At 33.5% G+C, this 16,281-nt stretch carries 13 protein-coding genes; 1 reads left to right on the top strand and 12 read right to left on the bottom strand.

Features of this window, described 5'->3' with window-relative positions:
- Positions 1-42: 42 nt before the first annotated feature.
- The 4 genes from OZP06_RS00135 to rpsF all read right to left on the bottom strand — a co-directional run bounded on the left by OZP06_RS00135 (position 43) and on the right by rpsF (position 1,944).
- Positions 43-516, bottom strand: a complete 474-nt coding sequence (locus tag OZP06_RS00135) for a DUF6495 family protein (protein WP_269223104.1) — start codon at positions 514-516, stop codon at positions 43-45.
- Positions 517-790: 274 nt separating this feature from the next.
- A complete protein-coding gene (gene rplI / locus OZP06_RS00140; RefSeq protein WP_269223105.1) occupies positions 791-1,234 on the bottom strand; it encodes a 50S ribosomal protein L9 in 444 nt (147 codons plus the stop codon).
- Between the two features lie 66 nt (positions 1,235-1,300).
- Positions 1,301-1,597 carry a 30S ribosomal protein S18 gene (gene rpsR, locus OZP06_RS00145; protein WP_007138295.1) on the bottom strand — a complete coding sequence of 99 codons (297 nt, stop codon included), beginning with the start codon at positions 1,595-1,597 and terminating at the stop codon, positions 1,301-1,303.
- A 5-nt stretch (positions 1,598-1,602) separates the two neighbouring features.
- Positions 1,603-1,944 carry a 30S ribosomal protein S6 gene (rpsF, locus tag OZP06_RS00150; RefSeq protein ID WP_116761249.1) on the bottom strand — a complete coding sequence of 114 codons (342 nt, stop codon included), beginning with the start codon at positions 1,942-1,944 and terminating at the stop codon, positions 1,603-1,605.
- Between the two features lie 165 nt (positions 1,945-2,109).
- Between rpsF and OZP06_RS00155 the strand changes: the two genes are divergently transcribed.
- The gene (locus tag OZP06_RS00155) at positions 2,110-2,805 is read left to right on the top strand and encodes a LytTR family DNA-binding domain-containing protein (RefSeq protein ID WP_269223106.1); all 696 of its coding nucleotides are present in this window, start codon (positions 2,110-2,112) and stop codon (positions 2,803-2,805) included.
- A gap of 8 nt (positions 2,806-2,813) precedes the next feature.
- Here OZP06_RS00155 and priA read toward each other — a convergent pair whose 3' ends face one another.
- From priA to bglX, 8 genes are all read right to left on the bottom strand, one after another.
- Positions 2,814-5,264 carry a primosomal protein N' gene (priA, locus tag OZP06_RS00160; protein WP_269223107.1) on the bottom strand — a complete coding sequence of 817 codons (2,451 nt, stop codon included), beginning with the start codon at positions 5,262-5,264 and terminating at the stop codon, positions 2,814-2,816.
- Positions 5,265-5,344: 80 nt separating this feature from the next.
- On the bottom strand, positions 5,345-5,776 hold the full coding sequence (locus OZP06_RS00165) for a DUF2147 domain-containing protein (RefSeq protein WP_281239444.1): 432 nt from the start codon (positions 5,774-5,776) through the stop codon (positions 5,345-5,347).
- A 121-nt stretch (positions 5,777-5,897) separates the two neighbouring features.
- Entirely contained in the window at positions 5,898-6,824 is a 927-nt protein-coding gene (locus tag OZP06_RS00170) for a YihY/virulence factor BrkB family protein (RefSeq protein WP_281324061.1), read from the bottom strand.
- 4 nt (positions 6,825-6,828) lie between these two features.
- Positions 6,829-7,686, bottom strand: a complete 858-nt coding sequence (nadC, locus tag OZP06_RS00175) for a carboxylating nicotinate-nucleotide diphosphorylase (RefSeq protein ID WP_269223108.1) — start codon at positions 7,684-7,686, stop codon at positions 6,829-6,831.
- A gap of 221 nt (positions 7,687-7,907) precedes the next feature.
- Entirely contained in the window at positions 7,908-9,284 is a 1,377-nt protein-coding gene (locus OZP06_RS00180) for a M28 family peptidase (protein WP_269223109.1), read from the bottom strand.
- Between the two features lie 139 nt (positions 9,285-9,423).
- The gene (locus OZP06_RS00185) at positions 9,424-11,523 is read right to left on the bottom strand and encodes a glycoside hydrolase family 97 protein (protein WP_281324062.1); all 2,100 of its coding nucleotides are present in this window, start codon (positions 11,521-11,523) and stop codon (positions 9,424-9,426) included.
- A 214-nt stretch (positions 11,524-11,737) separates the two neighbouring features.
- Positions 11,738-13,642, bottom strand: coding sequence for a discoidin domain-containing protein (locus OZP06_RS00190; protein ID WP_281324063.1), 1,905 nt, complete (start codon positions 13,640-13,642; stop codon positions 11,738-11,740).
- A gap of 169 nt (positions 13,643-13,811) precedes the next feature.
- On the bottom strand, positions 13,812-16,112 hold the full coding sequence (gene bglX / locus OZP06_RS00195) for a beta-glucosidase BglX (protein ID WP_281324064.1): 2,301 nt from the start codon (positions 16,110-16,112) through the stop codon (positions 13,812-13,814).
- Positions 16,113-16,281: the final 169 nt, after the last annotated feature.

Consider the following 16,281-nt stretch of genomic DNA (forward strand, 5'->3'; position numbering starts at 1 on the left):
ATAATCTACTAAAATAACCAATTTAAAGTTTAAAAATCAAATTTACGACTCGATAATCGTATTAATTTGATTGTATAATTGCCCGTCACTCAAAAAAGAACCCTGTTGGATCAATTGAAAGATAGAAAGATTACGTTCTTCAGTAAACTCTTTTTTCCCAACTTTCATTTCTATTGTTTCTGTAAACATATTGTCACTAAGCCATTCTAAACCTTCTTTGGTCAAAAAATCAATTTCAGGAACTAATGATTTTAGAACAATCGATTTTATATCTGTGTCGAAACATTGAAATAGAAAAATATGATTTTTAGAGAAAAATTCTAAATACGTGGCTTTTGTGAGCACACCTTCCCAAATCAAATCCGAAAAAACATCCAATTCTTGTTCGGCAACTTCAGGTTTATTCGCTTTAATTTGGTCCCATTCTACCTTGTCAATAGCTTGAGAAGCCAAAAAATTAGTAAACTCTTGGGTTAATTCTTCAAATTGTTCTTTTGTAAGTCTTGCGTATTTCATTTTTAGAAATTAGATTTTGAAGTTAGATTTTAGAAGTTAGACACCTTTTTTAGATAATAACAAAAAGGCAGAATATCTCCCTTTAGCCCCGATTGAAGTGGAAATCCTTATAAGCCAGTCCCGATAGTTATCGGGACTGGCTTATAAGATTGCAACGAAAAGCGGGACGATATTCCCAAAAATACCTGGTTTTTCTGCTCCGAATCAATTAATAACTTCGTTTAAACAAAAAAAATCCCGACTTTCATCGGGATTTTAATAATAAATTAAAAAATTATGCTTTTTCAGCGATAATTTCATATGGTAATTCAACGATTACATCTCTATGTAATCTTACAGAAGCAGTATATTTACCAGTACGTTTAACGATACCAGAAGTGATAAATTTTCTATCAATTACTTGACCACCTTTAGCCAAAGCTTCAGCGATATCAATGTTTGTAATTGAACCAAACAATTTTTCACCACCTGCTTTTGCAGAAATTTTAATTTCGATAGCTTTTAAAGCTTCAGCCAATGCTTTAGCATCTGCTACAACTTTAGCTTCTTTGTGTGCTCTTTGTTTAAGGTTTTCAGCCAATACTTTCTTTGCAGAAGAAGTAGCTAAGTGAGCAAATCCTTGTGGAATTAAAAAATTACGACCGTATCCGTTTTTCACATTTACTACGTCATCTTTAAATCCTAAATTCTGAACATCTTTTCTTAAAATAAGTTCCATGTTGTTGTCCTTTGTTTGAGAAGTTAGGTTTCATGTTTCAGAAAACCAACAACTGTTAATTTTTAATTATTTTAATAAATCGGCCACGTATGGCATCAAAGCTAAGTGACGAGCTCTTTTTACAGCTACAGACACTTTTCTTTGGTATTTTAATGAAGTTCCTGTTAAACGACGAGGAAGAATTTTTCCTTGTTCGTTAACGAATTTCAATAAAAAATCAGCATCTTTATAATCGATATATTTGATACCTGATTTTTTGAAACGACAATACTTTTTAGTTTTGTTTGTTTCTATGTTCAAAGGCGTAAGATATCTGATATCCCCGTCTTTTTTTCCTGAAGCAGATTGTTGTAATGTTGCCATGATAATTAAGCTTTTGTAGATTTAAGTTTTGCTCTTCTTCTTTCAGCCCAAGAAATAGCATGTTTGTCAAGACTTACAGTTAAGAAACGCATAACTCTTTCGTCACGTCTAAATTCAGTTTCAAAAGCGATAAGAACCTCTCCAGCAACTTTGAATTCGAACAAGTGGTAAAATCCACTTTTTTTGTTTTGAATTTCGTAAGCCATTTTTTTCAGACCCCAATCTTCTTTCGATACCATTTCTGCTCCTCTACTAGTAAGAAAATCTTCAAATTTGCTTACTGTTTCCTTTACCTGAACTTCAGATAAAACGGGATTTAAAATGAAAACAGTTTCATAATGATTCATAAAAAATTTATTTATTTGTTAAATTGGGTGCAAAAGTAAACTTTTTTCTTGAACATACAAGTACAATTAAACAATAATCGACGAATGACAAAAAAATATTTGAATTCATTAGATTAATAAAAAAAAAAAACTATTTTTACTATACCAAATCAAAAATTTGATATTATGAAACTAAACTGTGTTGTTGTAGATGATAGTTCAATACAAAGAATGATTATTGCAAAATTGGTTAACAATCACACCAATTTAAACTTGATTGGTGATTTTTCTAATGCAATTGAAGCGAAAAGCTGTATGACTGTCCACACGGTAGACTTGATATTTCTTGATATTGAGATGCCTGTAATTAATGGTTTTGACTTTCTTGATGGTCTAAAAACTAAGCCCCAGATTATCTTCATTACCTCAAAAGCAGAATATGCTATGAAAGCTTTTGATTATGATGCTACCGATTATTTACAAAAGCCTATTTCAATAGAGCGTTTTAATGCTTCTGTACGTAGGGCAATTGATAATTTTCTATTGAAAAAAGAAAATAAAGAAGATGAAGGTGAGCATATCTTCATTAAAAGTAATTTAAAAAAATTAAAGGTATTTACTTCTAAAATCAAATGGATAGAAGCTTTTGGTGATTACGTAAAAGTTGTTACTGAAGATGACAGTAATCTTGTCCTCTCGACAATGAAATCTTTTGAGAATGATTTATCAAAAGACAAATTCATTAGAGTACATAAGTCATTCATTGTAAATATTGATAAAATTGACCGTTTTAACAGTAAATTTGCAGAAATTGGAGTAACAAAAATTCCTTTAAGTCGTAATAAAAAAGAAGATCTAGTAAAAGCACTTGCCTATTCTTAAAACACTACTTAATAAAAATCAACATTTACAGTAATTTTAATAGCTCGATATTGCGCTACAGCCTCAAAACTATTCAGTATTTTCTGAATAGTTTTTTTTGTATTTATAATTGAATTATTTTGAGGAATCTTTATAACAATTGTCCTAATATACTCATTTCGAATTCTACTGATTGCTGGTTCTTCAGGACCTAATACCGGCATTGCCAAATTTTGACTCAAAACTTGATACAACCACATAGAGCCTTGTTTGAGTTTCTCGAAATCCCTTTGTTTTAATGTCAATTTAATTATCCTATAATAAGGAGGGTATTTATAAATTTGCCGATCATACAATTGTTCTTTGTACATTCCTACATAATCTGTATTGGTAACTTGCTGAACCGTATTATGATTAGGATTATAGGTTTGTATTACTACTTTTCCTTTTTTATCAGATCGTCCTGATCGTCCTGCAACTTGTGTCATCATTTGAAAACTTCGTTCGAATGCCCTAAAATCTGGATGATACAACATTGTATCGGCATTCATAATACCCACTAAATTCACATTATCAAAATCCAATCCCTTGGCTAGCATTTGAGTTCCAACCAATATATCAAATTCTCGATTTTTGAAACTATCAATAATTTTTTCGAACCCAAATTTACCTCTGGTTGTATCCTGATCCATACGTCCCGTTTTAGCACTTGGAAAAATATTTAGTAATTCCTGTTCTATTTGCTCCGTCCCAAGACCTTTGGTAATCAAATCAACACTATGACATGAATGACAATGAGTGGGATTAGCAATAGAATACCCACAATAATGGCAACGCAATTGATTCTTATGTTTATGATAGGTCAAACTTACATCACATGAATGACAATGTGGTACATGCCCACATGTTATGCACTCAACTATTGGCGAGTACCCTCTCCTATTTTGAAACAAAATAACTTGTTCCCCCAATGACAAGGCCAACGTAATCTCTTCGATTAGAACATCACTAAAATGTCCGTTCATTTTTTTTCGAAAATACTTATCTTTTAGATCGACCAATTGAATATCAGGCAAACTTACATTTCCAAAACGTTCTGAAATTTCAACAAAACCGAATTTACTTGATACTGCATTATAATACGATTCAATGCTTGGTGTTGCCGATCCCAAAAGCACTTTGGCTTGGTACATATTTGCTAAAACAATGGCAGCATCTCGAGCATGATAGCGAGGTGCTGGATCTGATTGTTTAAAGGTTTGCTCATGTTCTTCATCAATAATCACAAATCCTAAATCAGAGAAAGGCAAAAACAAAGCCGATCTGGCCCCAATTACAATTTGAGCCTTCTCTGCGTTTGACAAAACTTGATTCCAGACTTCCACCCGTTCATTATTGCTGTACTTTGAATGAAAAACGGCTACTTTATTTCCAAAATGGATCCTTAATCTAGAAACTAATTGAGTCGTTAAAGCAATTTCAGGTAGCAAATACAAAACTTGCTTCCCCGTGATTAAGTAATCTTCAATAAGTTTTATGTATATTTCGGTTTTACCACTCGAAGTAATACCATGTAATAAACAAACTGGTTTTTGATCGAAACTTTCTTTTATAGATTCAAAAGCCTTTTGTTGCGCTTTACTCAATTGCAATTCACCTTCTCTCCCATTTCCTGAAAAGTTAATGCGATCTTCTTGTAAATAATATTCTTCAAAGATTTCTTTTTCGACTAAAGCTTTAACGATTGCTAAAGAAGACTTCGCAGTTTCTACTAATTTTTTAACCGAAATTGGTTTTTTTTCAGCGGCACTTAATTGAAAATAATTCAGGACTAATTCCTTTCTCTTATTTGCATTTTTAAGCATCTCAAGTAATAATTTCAAGCCATCATTCGAATCATATTTTGAATGTAACCGTAAGTATTTAACTAATTTAGGTTTGTAGTTTTCATGAACTTCTTCTTGCAGTACTATTATATTTTTATCCAACAATTTTTGAATGATGGGAAAAATATTTTTTTTATTAAGAATAGATATAATGTCTTGTACCTTTAATGAACTTTGATGTTGCAATGCTTCATACACTAAATACTCATCATCTGACAGCAAGCTCTCATCAACAAAAGTGTCACTTTTTTTTGTAATTAAGGTTTCACTTTCCAACAATAATGCACTTGGCATTGCGCTACGATATACATCACCAATGGCACACATATAATAATCGGCAATCCATTTCCAATGGTTAATTTGAACTTCGGTTACAATTGGAAAGTTGTCCAAAATTTGATGAATTTCCTTGGCTTCATATAATGTAGGCTCATTATTATGAATTTCTATTACCAAAGCAGTGTATATTTTGCTTTTACCAAAAGGCACAGTCACCCTCATTCCTTTTTTCATAAAAAGAAATTCAGCTTCCGAAACTCTGTATGTAAAAGTTTTGGCAAGAGAAAGCGGTAAAATAACCTCTACAAAATGCATTGAATAATTTTAGATTTTTAGTCCGAAGCTTTAAGAAAAAAGGTGGGTTTGATTTATATCTTAAAAACTTTAAACCAAAACTATTTAACTCGGTACCAATATTGTGTTCTTCCAAACAAAGAAACTCCAACAAAACCTCTCACTTTAAGTTTATCTTTACCATCAAGTGTTATAAAACATTTATATTCTTCTCCTTTTGAAGGATCTAAAATTTTACCGTCATTGTATTCATTACCATCTTTTACTAGACCTTTGATTATAACCAAGCCCAAAATCGGAGCATTTTTATCTTCACCAGTACATTTTGTACAAAGCGATTTTCTTTTTTCAGGATTTAGGATTTCTATAATTTTCCCATAGACTTTACCTGATTTTTCATATACTTCTACAATTGATTTAGCTTGTCCTGTTGCATCATCAATGGTTTTCCATTTTCCTAAAACAGATTGGCTTTGGGCATTGAAAATCATAACAAAAAACACAACTAAACTAAATACGATACTTTTTTTCATTTTTTCTTAAATTAATGTCTCACTGTTTATATTATTCCAAATTATGATAAAAATATATATTTGGATTATTTTTGACAAGAATACAAAATTTCATCTAAACAATCCAATTTATTATTAAACTTTACAATAATAGTTTGTTTTTTCTCAATTTGTGAATTGTGGCATTCAATTCGAAACCTAACAATAAGATCATACAGTTTATCCATATATAAAACATCATAATTAACAATGTACCAATTGAGCCATATAATTCATTGTATTTTGAGAATCGAATTACCCAAATTCCAAAAAAATAAGAAGATACAATTATAAGTATGGTTGTAAAGACTGAACCAATACTTATAAAAGGAGGTTTATGGGCTTGTTTTGTTCCGTATCGTAATAAGATAGATGATGTAATTAATATCATCAAAATTATAAAAAGATATCTCCCCAAAATTATCAACGGAATTCGATCACTTAACACGTCTTGAATAATTGTTTTTTGAATAAAAACCTCAAAAATCACAATAATAGAAACAGTCAACAGTAAGAGAATCGACAAAATTAACGAAATACCTAATGCCACAAAATATTGATTAAAAAAACCTCTTTTTTCTATTACATGGCGGGAAGATTCAAAACCACCCAAAATCCCATTTATTCCATTGGCCATTAAGAAAATAGACAATAAAAAACCCGAAGACATTAATCCTGAGTGACTATTATTAAGGATGTCATTTATAATATTAGCAATTGCATCATAGGTATTTGGTGGCACTCCCTCTTTTACAAATTGCAGAAAATCATTTTGAAATCCTTCAATCGGTATAAATGGAATTAGATTTAAAATAAACAAAGCAAAAGGAAACAAGGCCATAAAGAAACTAAAAGCTACTGCACTTGCATGATACGAAAATGCTCCATCGATGATGCCCTCGAAATACAATTCTAATAAATCATAGAACGAGAAACCACCCAAACCTGGCACTTTAACCTTTTTTAAGACATGCATCAGATTCCTTATGATTGGAATTTTTTCGAGTTTAGCCTCAATTTTAAATGTCATAACTCTAAATTGCTTTTAGACTTAAATCCATATTATAAATCGAATGCGTTAATGCTCCTGATGAAATATAATCAACACCGCATTCTGCATAATTACGCATAGTTTCTTCGGTAATATTACCTGAAGATTCCGTTTGACATTTGTCACCTATCAAAGCAACTGCTGTACGAGTGTCTTCGTAATTAAAATTATCAATTAATATTCTATACACCCCATTGCTTTTTAAAATTTCTTCGATTTCAGCTAGATTTCTGGCTTCAACGATGATTTTTAAATCTAAATTATTTTCTTTAAGATAGGTTTGGGTTTTGGCTATTGCCAATGTAATACCACCTGCAAAATCGATATGATTATCCTTTAACATAATCATGTCATACAAAGCAAAACGGTGATTTTCTCCTCCTCCAATTTTTACTGCCCATTTTTCGGCTACACGAAATCCGGGTGTTGTTTTTCGGGTATCCAAAATTTTTGTTTTTGTTCCTTCAAGTAATTGTACAAAACTATTGGTTTTAGTAGCAATAGCACTCATACGTTGCATGGTGTTTAATACTACTCTTTCTGACTTTAAAATAGATTGAGAACTGCCCGAAACATGAAAAACAATATCCCCTTTTTTGACTGGAGTACCATCTTCTATAAAAGTTTCGATTTGCATATTAGGATCTACATACTCAAAAATCATTTTAGCAAGAGCTACGCCGGCAATGATACCGTCTTCTTTTACCAATAATTTTGCTTTTCCCATTGCGCTTTCAGGTATACAAGCCAATGAGCTATAGTCTCCAGGTCCTACATCCTCTCTTATTGCGTTACTAATTAGGCTATTTAATTCGTTTTGAAATTGTATTTGGCTAATCATTTTTTTATCTTTTAATATGACGCTAAAGTAGGATTTATTTTGTGTATTAAAAAGTATGAGCGTTTTAAAAAATGAGAATTTCACATTTATTTATGACAATACATAGTTTCAATTATTATTTGTTCCAAGGAATCTTCATGAAACTATTTTTCAAAAGAAAACCTGTAAGATTTTGAATTGCTTACAGGTTTATTAAGTATGTTTTATTCTTTTAAAACCAATTATTCGATGCCGTTTTGATCTATCATATAGACCACAGCTGCCATCGTTCCAGCTCCGAGTTCTAGCTCTCTTTTATTGATTGCATCAAAGGTATCATTTGCAGCATGGTGGTAATCAAAATAACGTTGTGAATCTGGTTTTAAACCAGCTTTAACAATTTTTCCTGCCGTTAATGCTTCAATATCAGATCCAGTATGGCCTTTTACAAAACTATGAATTAAATAAGGTTCAAATAAACCTTTCCAATTTGTGATTTTACTAAAATTGGAATCGTCACAATCTAATGAAAACCCCCTTGGAGTAAATCCACCTTCGTCACTTTCTAAAGCAAAAATGTGGTTTTCTTTATTAGCCAAAGATAATTCTTCATATTTTTTTCCACCTCTCGTTCCGTTTTCTTCATTCATAAACAGCACAATACGAAGAGTGTTTTTGGGTTTATAATTTAAGTTTTTAAAGATATTCATCACTTCCATACTTTGTACTACCCCTGCCCCATCGTCATGAGACCCATCGGCCAAATCCCAAGAATCAAGATGACCGCCCACGACCATAATATTTTCAGGATGTTCCGTTCCTTTGATTTCTCCAACAACATTATAAGAAAGTGCCTCTTCCAATTGCTGACAAGATTGTTTGAAAAAGAATTTTAAATTGGGATTACTTTTTAGAGTTTTGCTTAATAATTCGGCAGCATTGGTACTAATAGCGGCAGTTGGAATGTATTTTTCTTTGGGAATGTTACCATAACTTTGACCTCCTGCATGCGGATAATCGTCTAATCTCAAATTCATTGAACGCACTATAGTTCCAATTGCTCCATATTTTGAAGCTTCGGCAGCTCCTCCATAACGTTGATCTACCGCTCCAGAATATGCAGTAAATGATTCAATAGCCCCATTATCCATTGGTCTGTTATAAAAAACAATTTTACCTTTTATTTTATCAACCCCCAAAGTTTTTAATTCTTCCAAACTATGAACTTCAATTACTTCAGCAGTTATGCCCTTTTTGGGAGTTGCAATTGAACCACCCAAAGCACAGATTGGAACTTTAATTTTAGTTTTATCATCTTGAATGTAAGCTGTTTCTTTTTCGCCACGAACCCAATGAGGCACCATTACTTCTTGCAAATACACTTTGTCAAAACCTAAAGTTTCCATTTGCTTTTTGGTGTATTGAACCGCTTTAGCAGCACCTTCTGACCCAGACAATCTAGACCCAATATCATTAGAAAGATGATCCAACCAAGAATAACACTGAGAATTTGTCAATGCAGCATTGTATATTTTCTTAAATAGTTGTTCCTCTTTGGTTTGTGCAAAAAACACAACCGAATTTAAAAGCAAAAGTGTTGAAAGTAGATTTTTTTTCATTTTGTCGAAATATGAAATTATTTGGGATTTAATGGTAGCGCAATTTCGACAATCTAAAACAATATCAAAATGAAATTCAAAAAAAATCCTGAATACTTATATAAGCATTCAGGATTTCAGTAAACACAATTAAAGAAAACTATTTAATTGGTTCAAAACTAATGGCTGTTCCTCCACCAGGAGCCATAACCAAGTTTAATTTTGACTTGTTTGTAACTTCAACGGTTCTTATTTTATAAGCCATTGGGTTGTTTTTCCAATCGGCATCTTTGGCATCTTCATAAATAATAGCTTTATACTTTTGTCCTTTGTTTAGAAAATCTAAAGTTATTTCCGTTTTTCTGGCATTCTCATCGGTAATTGCACCTAAGAACCATGTTTGTTTTCCTTTGGTTTTTCTAGCAATTGTCAAATAATCACCAGGTTCAGCTTCCAAAATTTTTGTATCATCCCAATCCAAAGCTACATCTTTAATGAATTGAAAGGCATCCATACGTTTTTCATAACTTTCTGGTAAATCGGCCGCCATTTGCAAAGGAGAATACATCGTTACATACAAAGCCAATTGCTTTGCCAAAGTAGTATGCACTTGTTCTGTTTTATTTTTGTCATAGTAACTCATTTTGATTTCAAAAATACCGGGAGTATAATCCATAGGTCCTCCTAGCTGTCTTGTAAAAGGCAAAATAGTTTCGTGACTTGGTGGATTTCCATTACTCCAAGCGTTAAATTCATTACCACGGGCAGCCTCGGCAGCAATATAGTTTGGATACGTGCGACTGTAACCAGTAGGACGAGACGATTCATGCGAATTGATCATTAATTTGTAATCGGCGGCGCGTCTTGCCACGAAGTTGAAGTGATTCACCATCGTTTGACCGTCATGAAACTCACCACGAGGAATAATTTTGCCGACATAACCAGATTTCACTGCTGGATAATCGTATTTTTTCATCAAATCAAAAGCTCGATCCAAATGACGCTCATAATTCGCCACAGAACCCGAAGTTTCATGGTGCATAATCATTTTTACATTTTTTTCTTTGGCATAAGCCGTAACTTCTGCCAAATTGAAATCGGGATAAGGAGTTGTAAAATCAAATACTTCTTCTTTCCAATTGCCAGCCCAATCTTCCCAACCTACATTCCAACCTTCAACCAATACACCGTCAAATCCATTTTTGGCAGCAAAATCAATATATCTTTTGGTATTTGCAGTTGTTGCTCCATGTTTTCCTGATGGCAATAACTCTTTAGAAGATATATTCTGAGCATTTTGTGAACCTGCATAATCCCAAGTGGATAATCCTACGTGCATTTCCCACCAAATCCCCACATATTTCATTGGTTTTATATACGAAACATCGTCTAGTTTACAAGGCTCATTTAAATTCAAAATCATTGATGAACCCACAATATCACGGGCATCTTTACTTACCATAATGGTTCTCCACGGTGATACACAGGGTGCTTGTAAATAGGCTTTATCACCTATTGCATTAGGAACCAATTGTGATGATAATTTAAAATTTGCACCATCCACATTTAGATGCATAACTGGATAATTAACTACTGCTGCTTCAAAAATATTTACATACAATCCTGATGCCGATTTCATCATTAAAGGTGCTTGAACCGTATATTTACCAGGAATCGATTTTACCCCAATTCCATTATTCAAATTCAATTTTGTATTGTCTATACTTGAAAGTTTTGTTTCATTATAAACATACTCATTACTATCAAAATCACCAGGTATCCAAAAGGCTTTGTAATCCTCGGTTAAATTAAATTGGGAAACCTCATCCGAAATAATGAAATAATTTAGTTTCTCTTGTTTTGGAAACTCATATCTAAAAGCGACACCTTCATTATAAACTTTGAAAATGATGTTCATTTTTACATTGGTCTCTTTTTGGTTAAGAGCAATTGTAAGTTCGTTGTACTGATTTTCAATAATTGCTTTTTGACCTAAAACTGGTTTCCAAGATTCATTAAATGTAGCCGATTTTGAAGTTATAATTTCAAAATTTGAATCAAGAGCGGTTCTCTCCTTGAGTTTTATTCCTAAAGTACTTTCCAGAATAATAGGTTTACCTTTGTAATTTACAGTATATGATGGCTGTCCATTATTTACTATTTTAAAATTGACCTCAAGGGCACTCGATGGAGATTTTACACTTTGTGCCTGAATCACACTTAAAGTAAAAACGAGAATAATTGAAAAAATATGTTTCATTTTGATTATGTGTTAATATATAAAGTAAAAATAAGCATTAAAATCATAAAATTGCAATCTCAATCAAACTACAACCTTGTAGTTAAGCCGAAAACGATTTCGATTTTTATAACTATCCGAGATTAGTACCAACCGGTAAAATTGACCGAAGATTAAAAAGATAATTAGTCTTTTTTAAAGACTGTTATTTTCAATATTATTACGAAATTCAAACTCAATTAGAAACGGCAACAGTGGTTTTAGGTCCAATTCCATTTTCATTAAAAGCTTCAATAGCAAAATAATAGCTAGTCCCTATATCTAATCCTCTGAAATCATAAAAATTCGCATCATAAACCATGATGCTGTTGTATAATTTATCTGGAGCAATTCCGTAATAAATGTTATACCCAACGGCATCAGGCTGTGCGTCCCAGTGAATCATAGCAGAGCGGGAGTCGTCATTATCTCTATCCACTTTAAATCCAGTAACCGATTTTGGTTTCTCGGATAATCCGTTGCCAAAAACACGGAAATCAGAAACAGCAAATAATCCTGAGGCATTGTGAATATTTACCATTTTTATGTAGCGGGCTTCAATAGATTTGGTTAATTCTAGATAATCGTGAGGAGTATCTTTATCACTTTTGGATTTATCAACCACCAAAGTCCAATTTTGATTATCATTTGACATAAATATTTGGTATTGGTAATAAATATCCATTGCCTTGTTGTACTGTGTCGCTTTATGATCAGCATAATTAATTTGTAAAGCATTAATTCTCATTTTTCTGCCCAAATCAATTTGCAACCATTCGCCTGGATTATCCGTTTTTGCCGACCAATACGATTGAATATCCTCGTCGGTCAAATTCTGTGCATTGTAACAGATTTTTTCAAATACTTTTTTCCCGCCAGTATCTACTCGGTGCGTTTGTACATCCATACACTCTTCCGAAGAAGACACCGTTGCATTTTTTTTATACGAAAGCAACATCCATCCCGAGAAAGCACCTTTGGTTTGATCACGGTTTTTCGTTGCGAGTAAAGTTGGAAAATCCCCATAAGCAGTAATGGAATACATAATATCATCCTTATCGAATCCAGCAGGAAACATATCGATGCGGCGTTCAAAACGGTCTTTTACAGAAATCTTGCACGTTCCGGTATTCCAGTAATTACCATAATTGTCGGCAAAAGTATTACCGTGTCCCGCTCCTATCACAAATCCGCCTGGTTTATATGACATCGGATTGTGTTTTTGGTACGTAAATGGGCCTAGTGGGCTATTGCCAACATGAACACCATTGGCGTAGCCCTTGAATTCGGTGGCTGGAGCACCATATTGCATGTAATATTTACCATTGTGTTTGGTCATCCAAGCCCCTTCAATAAAATTACCCCAAGGTGCCGGTTCCATATCATTATTGGGGCCGAAACGCTCCCAACCGTGCTCTGTCGGGTTTAAGCCTACAACTGCTTTTATTTCGCCATAAGGACACTGAATATCTTCAACTTCGGTTGCTGAGTATAGCTTTTGATAATCTTCTTGATTTCCTTTTGGTAACCACGTTTTATAATCTACCTCAACACCACAAAGCGGTAATTTTCCGCTTGAACCATAATACATATATACTTTTTTGTCGTCATCCTGAAAAATAGCAGGATCCCAAGTAGGCAACATGGCAGTATTAACGTGCCGAGTCCAACGACCGGATTTTGGGTTGGCCGATTTCCAGACTGGGTGATCCTTTTTCCAAGTTGAACCTACATAAAACAAAGTGTCATTGACCACCCAAGCCGCAGGAGCACATTGATCATCATCACTGGGATTGCGTTGAAAACTGCCATAAACAAATTTCCAGTCCGACATATCTTTACTCCAAAAGAATCCTGCTTGATTGGTAGCAAACAGGTAATATTCTCCTTTATAAGTAATAATTAATGGGTCGGCACTCGAACGACGAGAATCTGGAATTCCATTATGGTTTTCAGTAGTGTAATTATAACCAATATTGATGGGGTTACAATAAGTAGACGCTGATTTATTAGGATCAAACCATTTTGTTTTAGACTGTGCCATACTGATTTGGGGGCACAAGAATAGTAACAAGGCTGGTATTAAATATAGTCTTCGCATTTCTTGTTTTTTTAACCATATAAGAAATATAAGTTCATTTAAGCAGGGACATAAAAAGTAAAATCTTACATTTTCTTAAATTTCTTATATGGTAAATCATTAATTCTGTGATTAAAAAAAGCCCTCCGTCTAACCAAAAACGAAGGGCAACCAAATAAACTAACCAAGCTTAATTTACTAAATTAAAACTTACTTTATTGTCCGCGTTTGAATTCCCTCCAACGAAAACTTCAAACAGACCCGGCTCAGCAACAAATTGCAAATCAGAATTATAAAACTTCAAATCTTCAATGTTAATTTCGAATATCACTGTTTGTTTTTCTCCTTTTTTAAGGGCAATTTTTTGAAAACCTTTCAATTCTCTAACCGGTCTTGTTACAGAACCAACCACATCTTTAATATACAACTGAACAACTTCTTTGCCATCAAATTTTCCAGTATTTGCAAGATCTACACTTACATTTACTTTTCCGTTGAAATTCATTTTATCAGAAGAAATTTTCAGATTTGAATACTCAAAATTGGTGTAACTCAATCCGAAACCGAAAGGAAATAAAGGTTCATTTCTTTCGTCTAAATAATTAGATTTAAACTTTTCGAATTTACCTTCTGAGTTAGAAAGAGGTCTACCAGTATTTTTATGCGCGTAATAAATAGGCAACTGACCTACGCTTCTAGGAAAAGTAGTGGTTAATTTTCCTGAAGGATTTACATCTCCAAACAAAACATCGGCAATGGCATAACCCGCTTCGCTACCGGCAAACCAAACATTTAGAATTGCTGGAACAGTTGCGTTTTCATCGTTTAATATTAATGGACGACCATCAAATAAAACGAGAACTACAGGTTTCCCTGTTTTTAATAATGCATTCAGTAAATCTTTTTGCGATTGTGGAATTTCTAAATTAGTTCTACTGCTAGACTCCCCACTCATTTCGGCAGATTCGCCTAAAGCAGCCACAATAACATCCGATTGATTGGCCACTTTCAAAGCTTCGGCAATCATTTCTTCTTTAGAACGTTTGTCTCTATTCAAAGTTTTGCCAAACATAGTAGCATTGGTTTCAAAAGTTTCGTCATAATCCAGATTACTTCCTTTGGCATAAAGCACTTTAGTCGATTTACCAGCTACTTCCTGAATTCCTGCCAATAACGAAATGCATTTTTCTCCATTTGTGGCCACGCTCCAAGTTCCTGACATATTGTTTTTGGCATCTGCCAATGGTCCGATAAGTGCAATGGTTCCTGATTTTTTCAAAGGCAATAATTGATTTTCATTTTTTAGTAAAACCAAAGATTGAGTAGCTGTTTTTCTGGCTTCATCTCTACTATTTGAAGTAAAAATTTCAGTTTTAGCCCTTTTTTCATCACAATATTTATACGGATCTTCAAACAATCCTAAATCGTATTTGGCATTCAAAATTAGAGTAACGGCATTATTGATCTGTTCGATAGTCACTTTCTTTTCATCTAATGATTTTTTCAAAGTCGTTAAAAAACCTTCGCCTACCATATCCATTTCAACTCCAGCATTCATTGACAGCGCTGATACGGTTTGCAGATCTCCCATTCCATGATCAATCATTTCGGGAATTCCTGTAAAATCAGTCACTACAAAACCTTTAAATCCCCATTGTTTTCTTAAAACATCCGTCATCAGCCATTTGTTTCCGGTGGCAGGAATTCCTTCCACTTCGTTAAAAGAAGCCATAACAGATCCTACACCTGCGTCAATTGCCGCTTTGTAAGGAGGGAAATATTCATTGTACATTCTTATCCTACTCATATCAACCGTATTATAATCACGGCCACCTTCTGGCGCTCCATACAAAGCAAAATGTTTAACACAAGCCAAAATGGTATTTTTCTTGGAAAGATCATGCTGTTGGTATCCGTCTACCATTGCTTTGGCGATTAGGCTTCCCAAAAAAGGATCTTCACCAGAACCTTCGGAGATTCTTCCCCAACGTGGATCACGGGAAACATCTACCATAGGCGAAAATGTCCAATTGATTCCATCGGCACTAGCTTCTTGAGCAGCTATTTGGGCACTTCTTTCAATTAATTTCATGTCCCAAGTACATGATAATCCTAGTGGTATAGGAAACGTAGTTTCGTACCCATGAATAACATCCATTCCAAAAATTAATGGAATTTTCAATCGGCTTTTTTCGACAGCAATTCGCTGAACGTCTCTAATTTTCTGAACCGATTTGATATTAAATAATCCACCGACCTTGCCTTCTTCAATTTTTCTTGCAACATCAGAACTATTGGCCTGACCGGTGGTTATATCTCCCGAAGTGGGTAAATTCAGTTGCCCTAATTTTTCATCCAAAGTCATTTTGGACAACAACTCGGCAACAAATTCTGTTTTGGGTTTTAATGTAACCGCTTTTTTATTTTCTTTTTTTTGGCTATAGCCAAAGAGTGAAAAACTAAGTAGTACTATTATTAATTTCGTATTCATTTTCTATTTTTTTATTTGTTTAAATATCCAATCATAGATTTTTGGATTATCATATACTTTTAACCAAATTCCTTAACATAAATCATTAAAAAATGGCCAATTGACATCAGAGTTACAACTTTTAATTTTTTTATAAATGGGTATTAAGTGCCCTTCATTCTGTATACCC

This window comes from Flavobacterium sp. IMCC34518, from assembly GCF_027111095.2.
Taxonomy (GTDB): domain Bacteria; phylum Bacteroidota; class Bacteroidia; order Flavobacteriales; family Flavobacteriaceae; genus Flavobacterium; species Flavobacterium praedii.

Excerpts from the sequence above, each read along its gene's own strand:
- OZP06_RS00135 (WP_269223104.1), bottom strand. The coding sequence starts at position 516 with ATGAAATACGCAAGACTTACAAAAGAACAATTTGAAGAATTAACCCAA.
- OZP06_RS00170 (WP_281324061.1), bottom strand. The coding sequence starts at position 6,824 with ATGACATTTAAAATTGAGGCTAAACTCGAAAAAATTCCAATCATAAGG.
- OZP06_RS00180 (WP_269223109.1), bottom strand. The coding sequence starts at position 9,284 with ATGAAAAAAAATCTACTTTCAACACTTTTGCTTTTAAATTCGGTTGTG.
- OZP06_RS00155 (WP_269223106.1), top strand. The coding sequence starts at position 2,110 with ATGAAACTAAACTGTGTTGTTGTAGATGATAGTTCAATACAAAGAATG.
- OZP06_RS00185 (WP_281324062.1), bottom strand. The coding sequence starts at position 11,523 with ATGAAACATATTTTTTCAATTATTCTCGTTTTTACTTTAAGTGTGATT.
- OZP06_RS00165 (WP_281239444.1), bottom strand. The coding sequence starts at position 5,776 with ATGAAAAAAAGTATCGTATTTAGTTTAGTTGTGTTTTTTGTTATGATT.
- priA (WP_269223107.1), bottom strand. The coding sequence starts at position 5,264 with ATGCATTTTGTAGAGGTTATTTTACCGCTTTCTCTTGCCAAAACTTTT.
- rplI (WP_269223105.1), bottom strand. The coding sequence starts at position 1,234 with ATGGAACTTATTTTAAGAAAAGATGTTCAGAATTTAGGATTTAAAGAT.
- rpsF (WP_116761249.1), bottom strand. The coding sequence starts at position 1,944 with ATGAATCATTATGAAACTGTTTTCATTTTAAATCCCGTTTTATCTGAA.
- rpsR (WP_007138295.1), bottom strand. The coding sequence starts at position 1,597 with ATGGCAACATTACAACAATCTGCTTCAGGAAAAAAAGACGGGGATATC.
- OZP06_RS00190 (WP_281324063.1), bottom strand. The coding sequence starts at position 13,642 with ATGCGAAGACTATATTTAATACCAGCCTTGTTACTATTCTTGTGCCCC.
- nadC (WP_269223108.1), bottom strand. The coding sequence starts at position 7,686 with ATGATTAGCCAAATACAATTTCAAAACGAATTAAATAGCCTAATTAGT.
- bglX (WP_281324064.1), bottom strand. The coding sequence starts at position 16,112 with ATGAATACGAAATTAATAATAGTACTACTTAGTTTTTCACTCTTTGGC.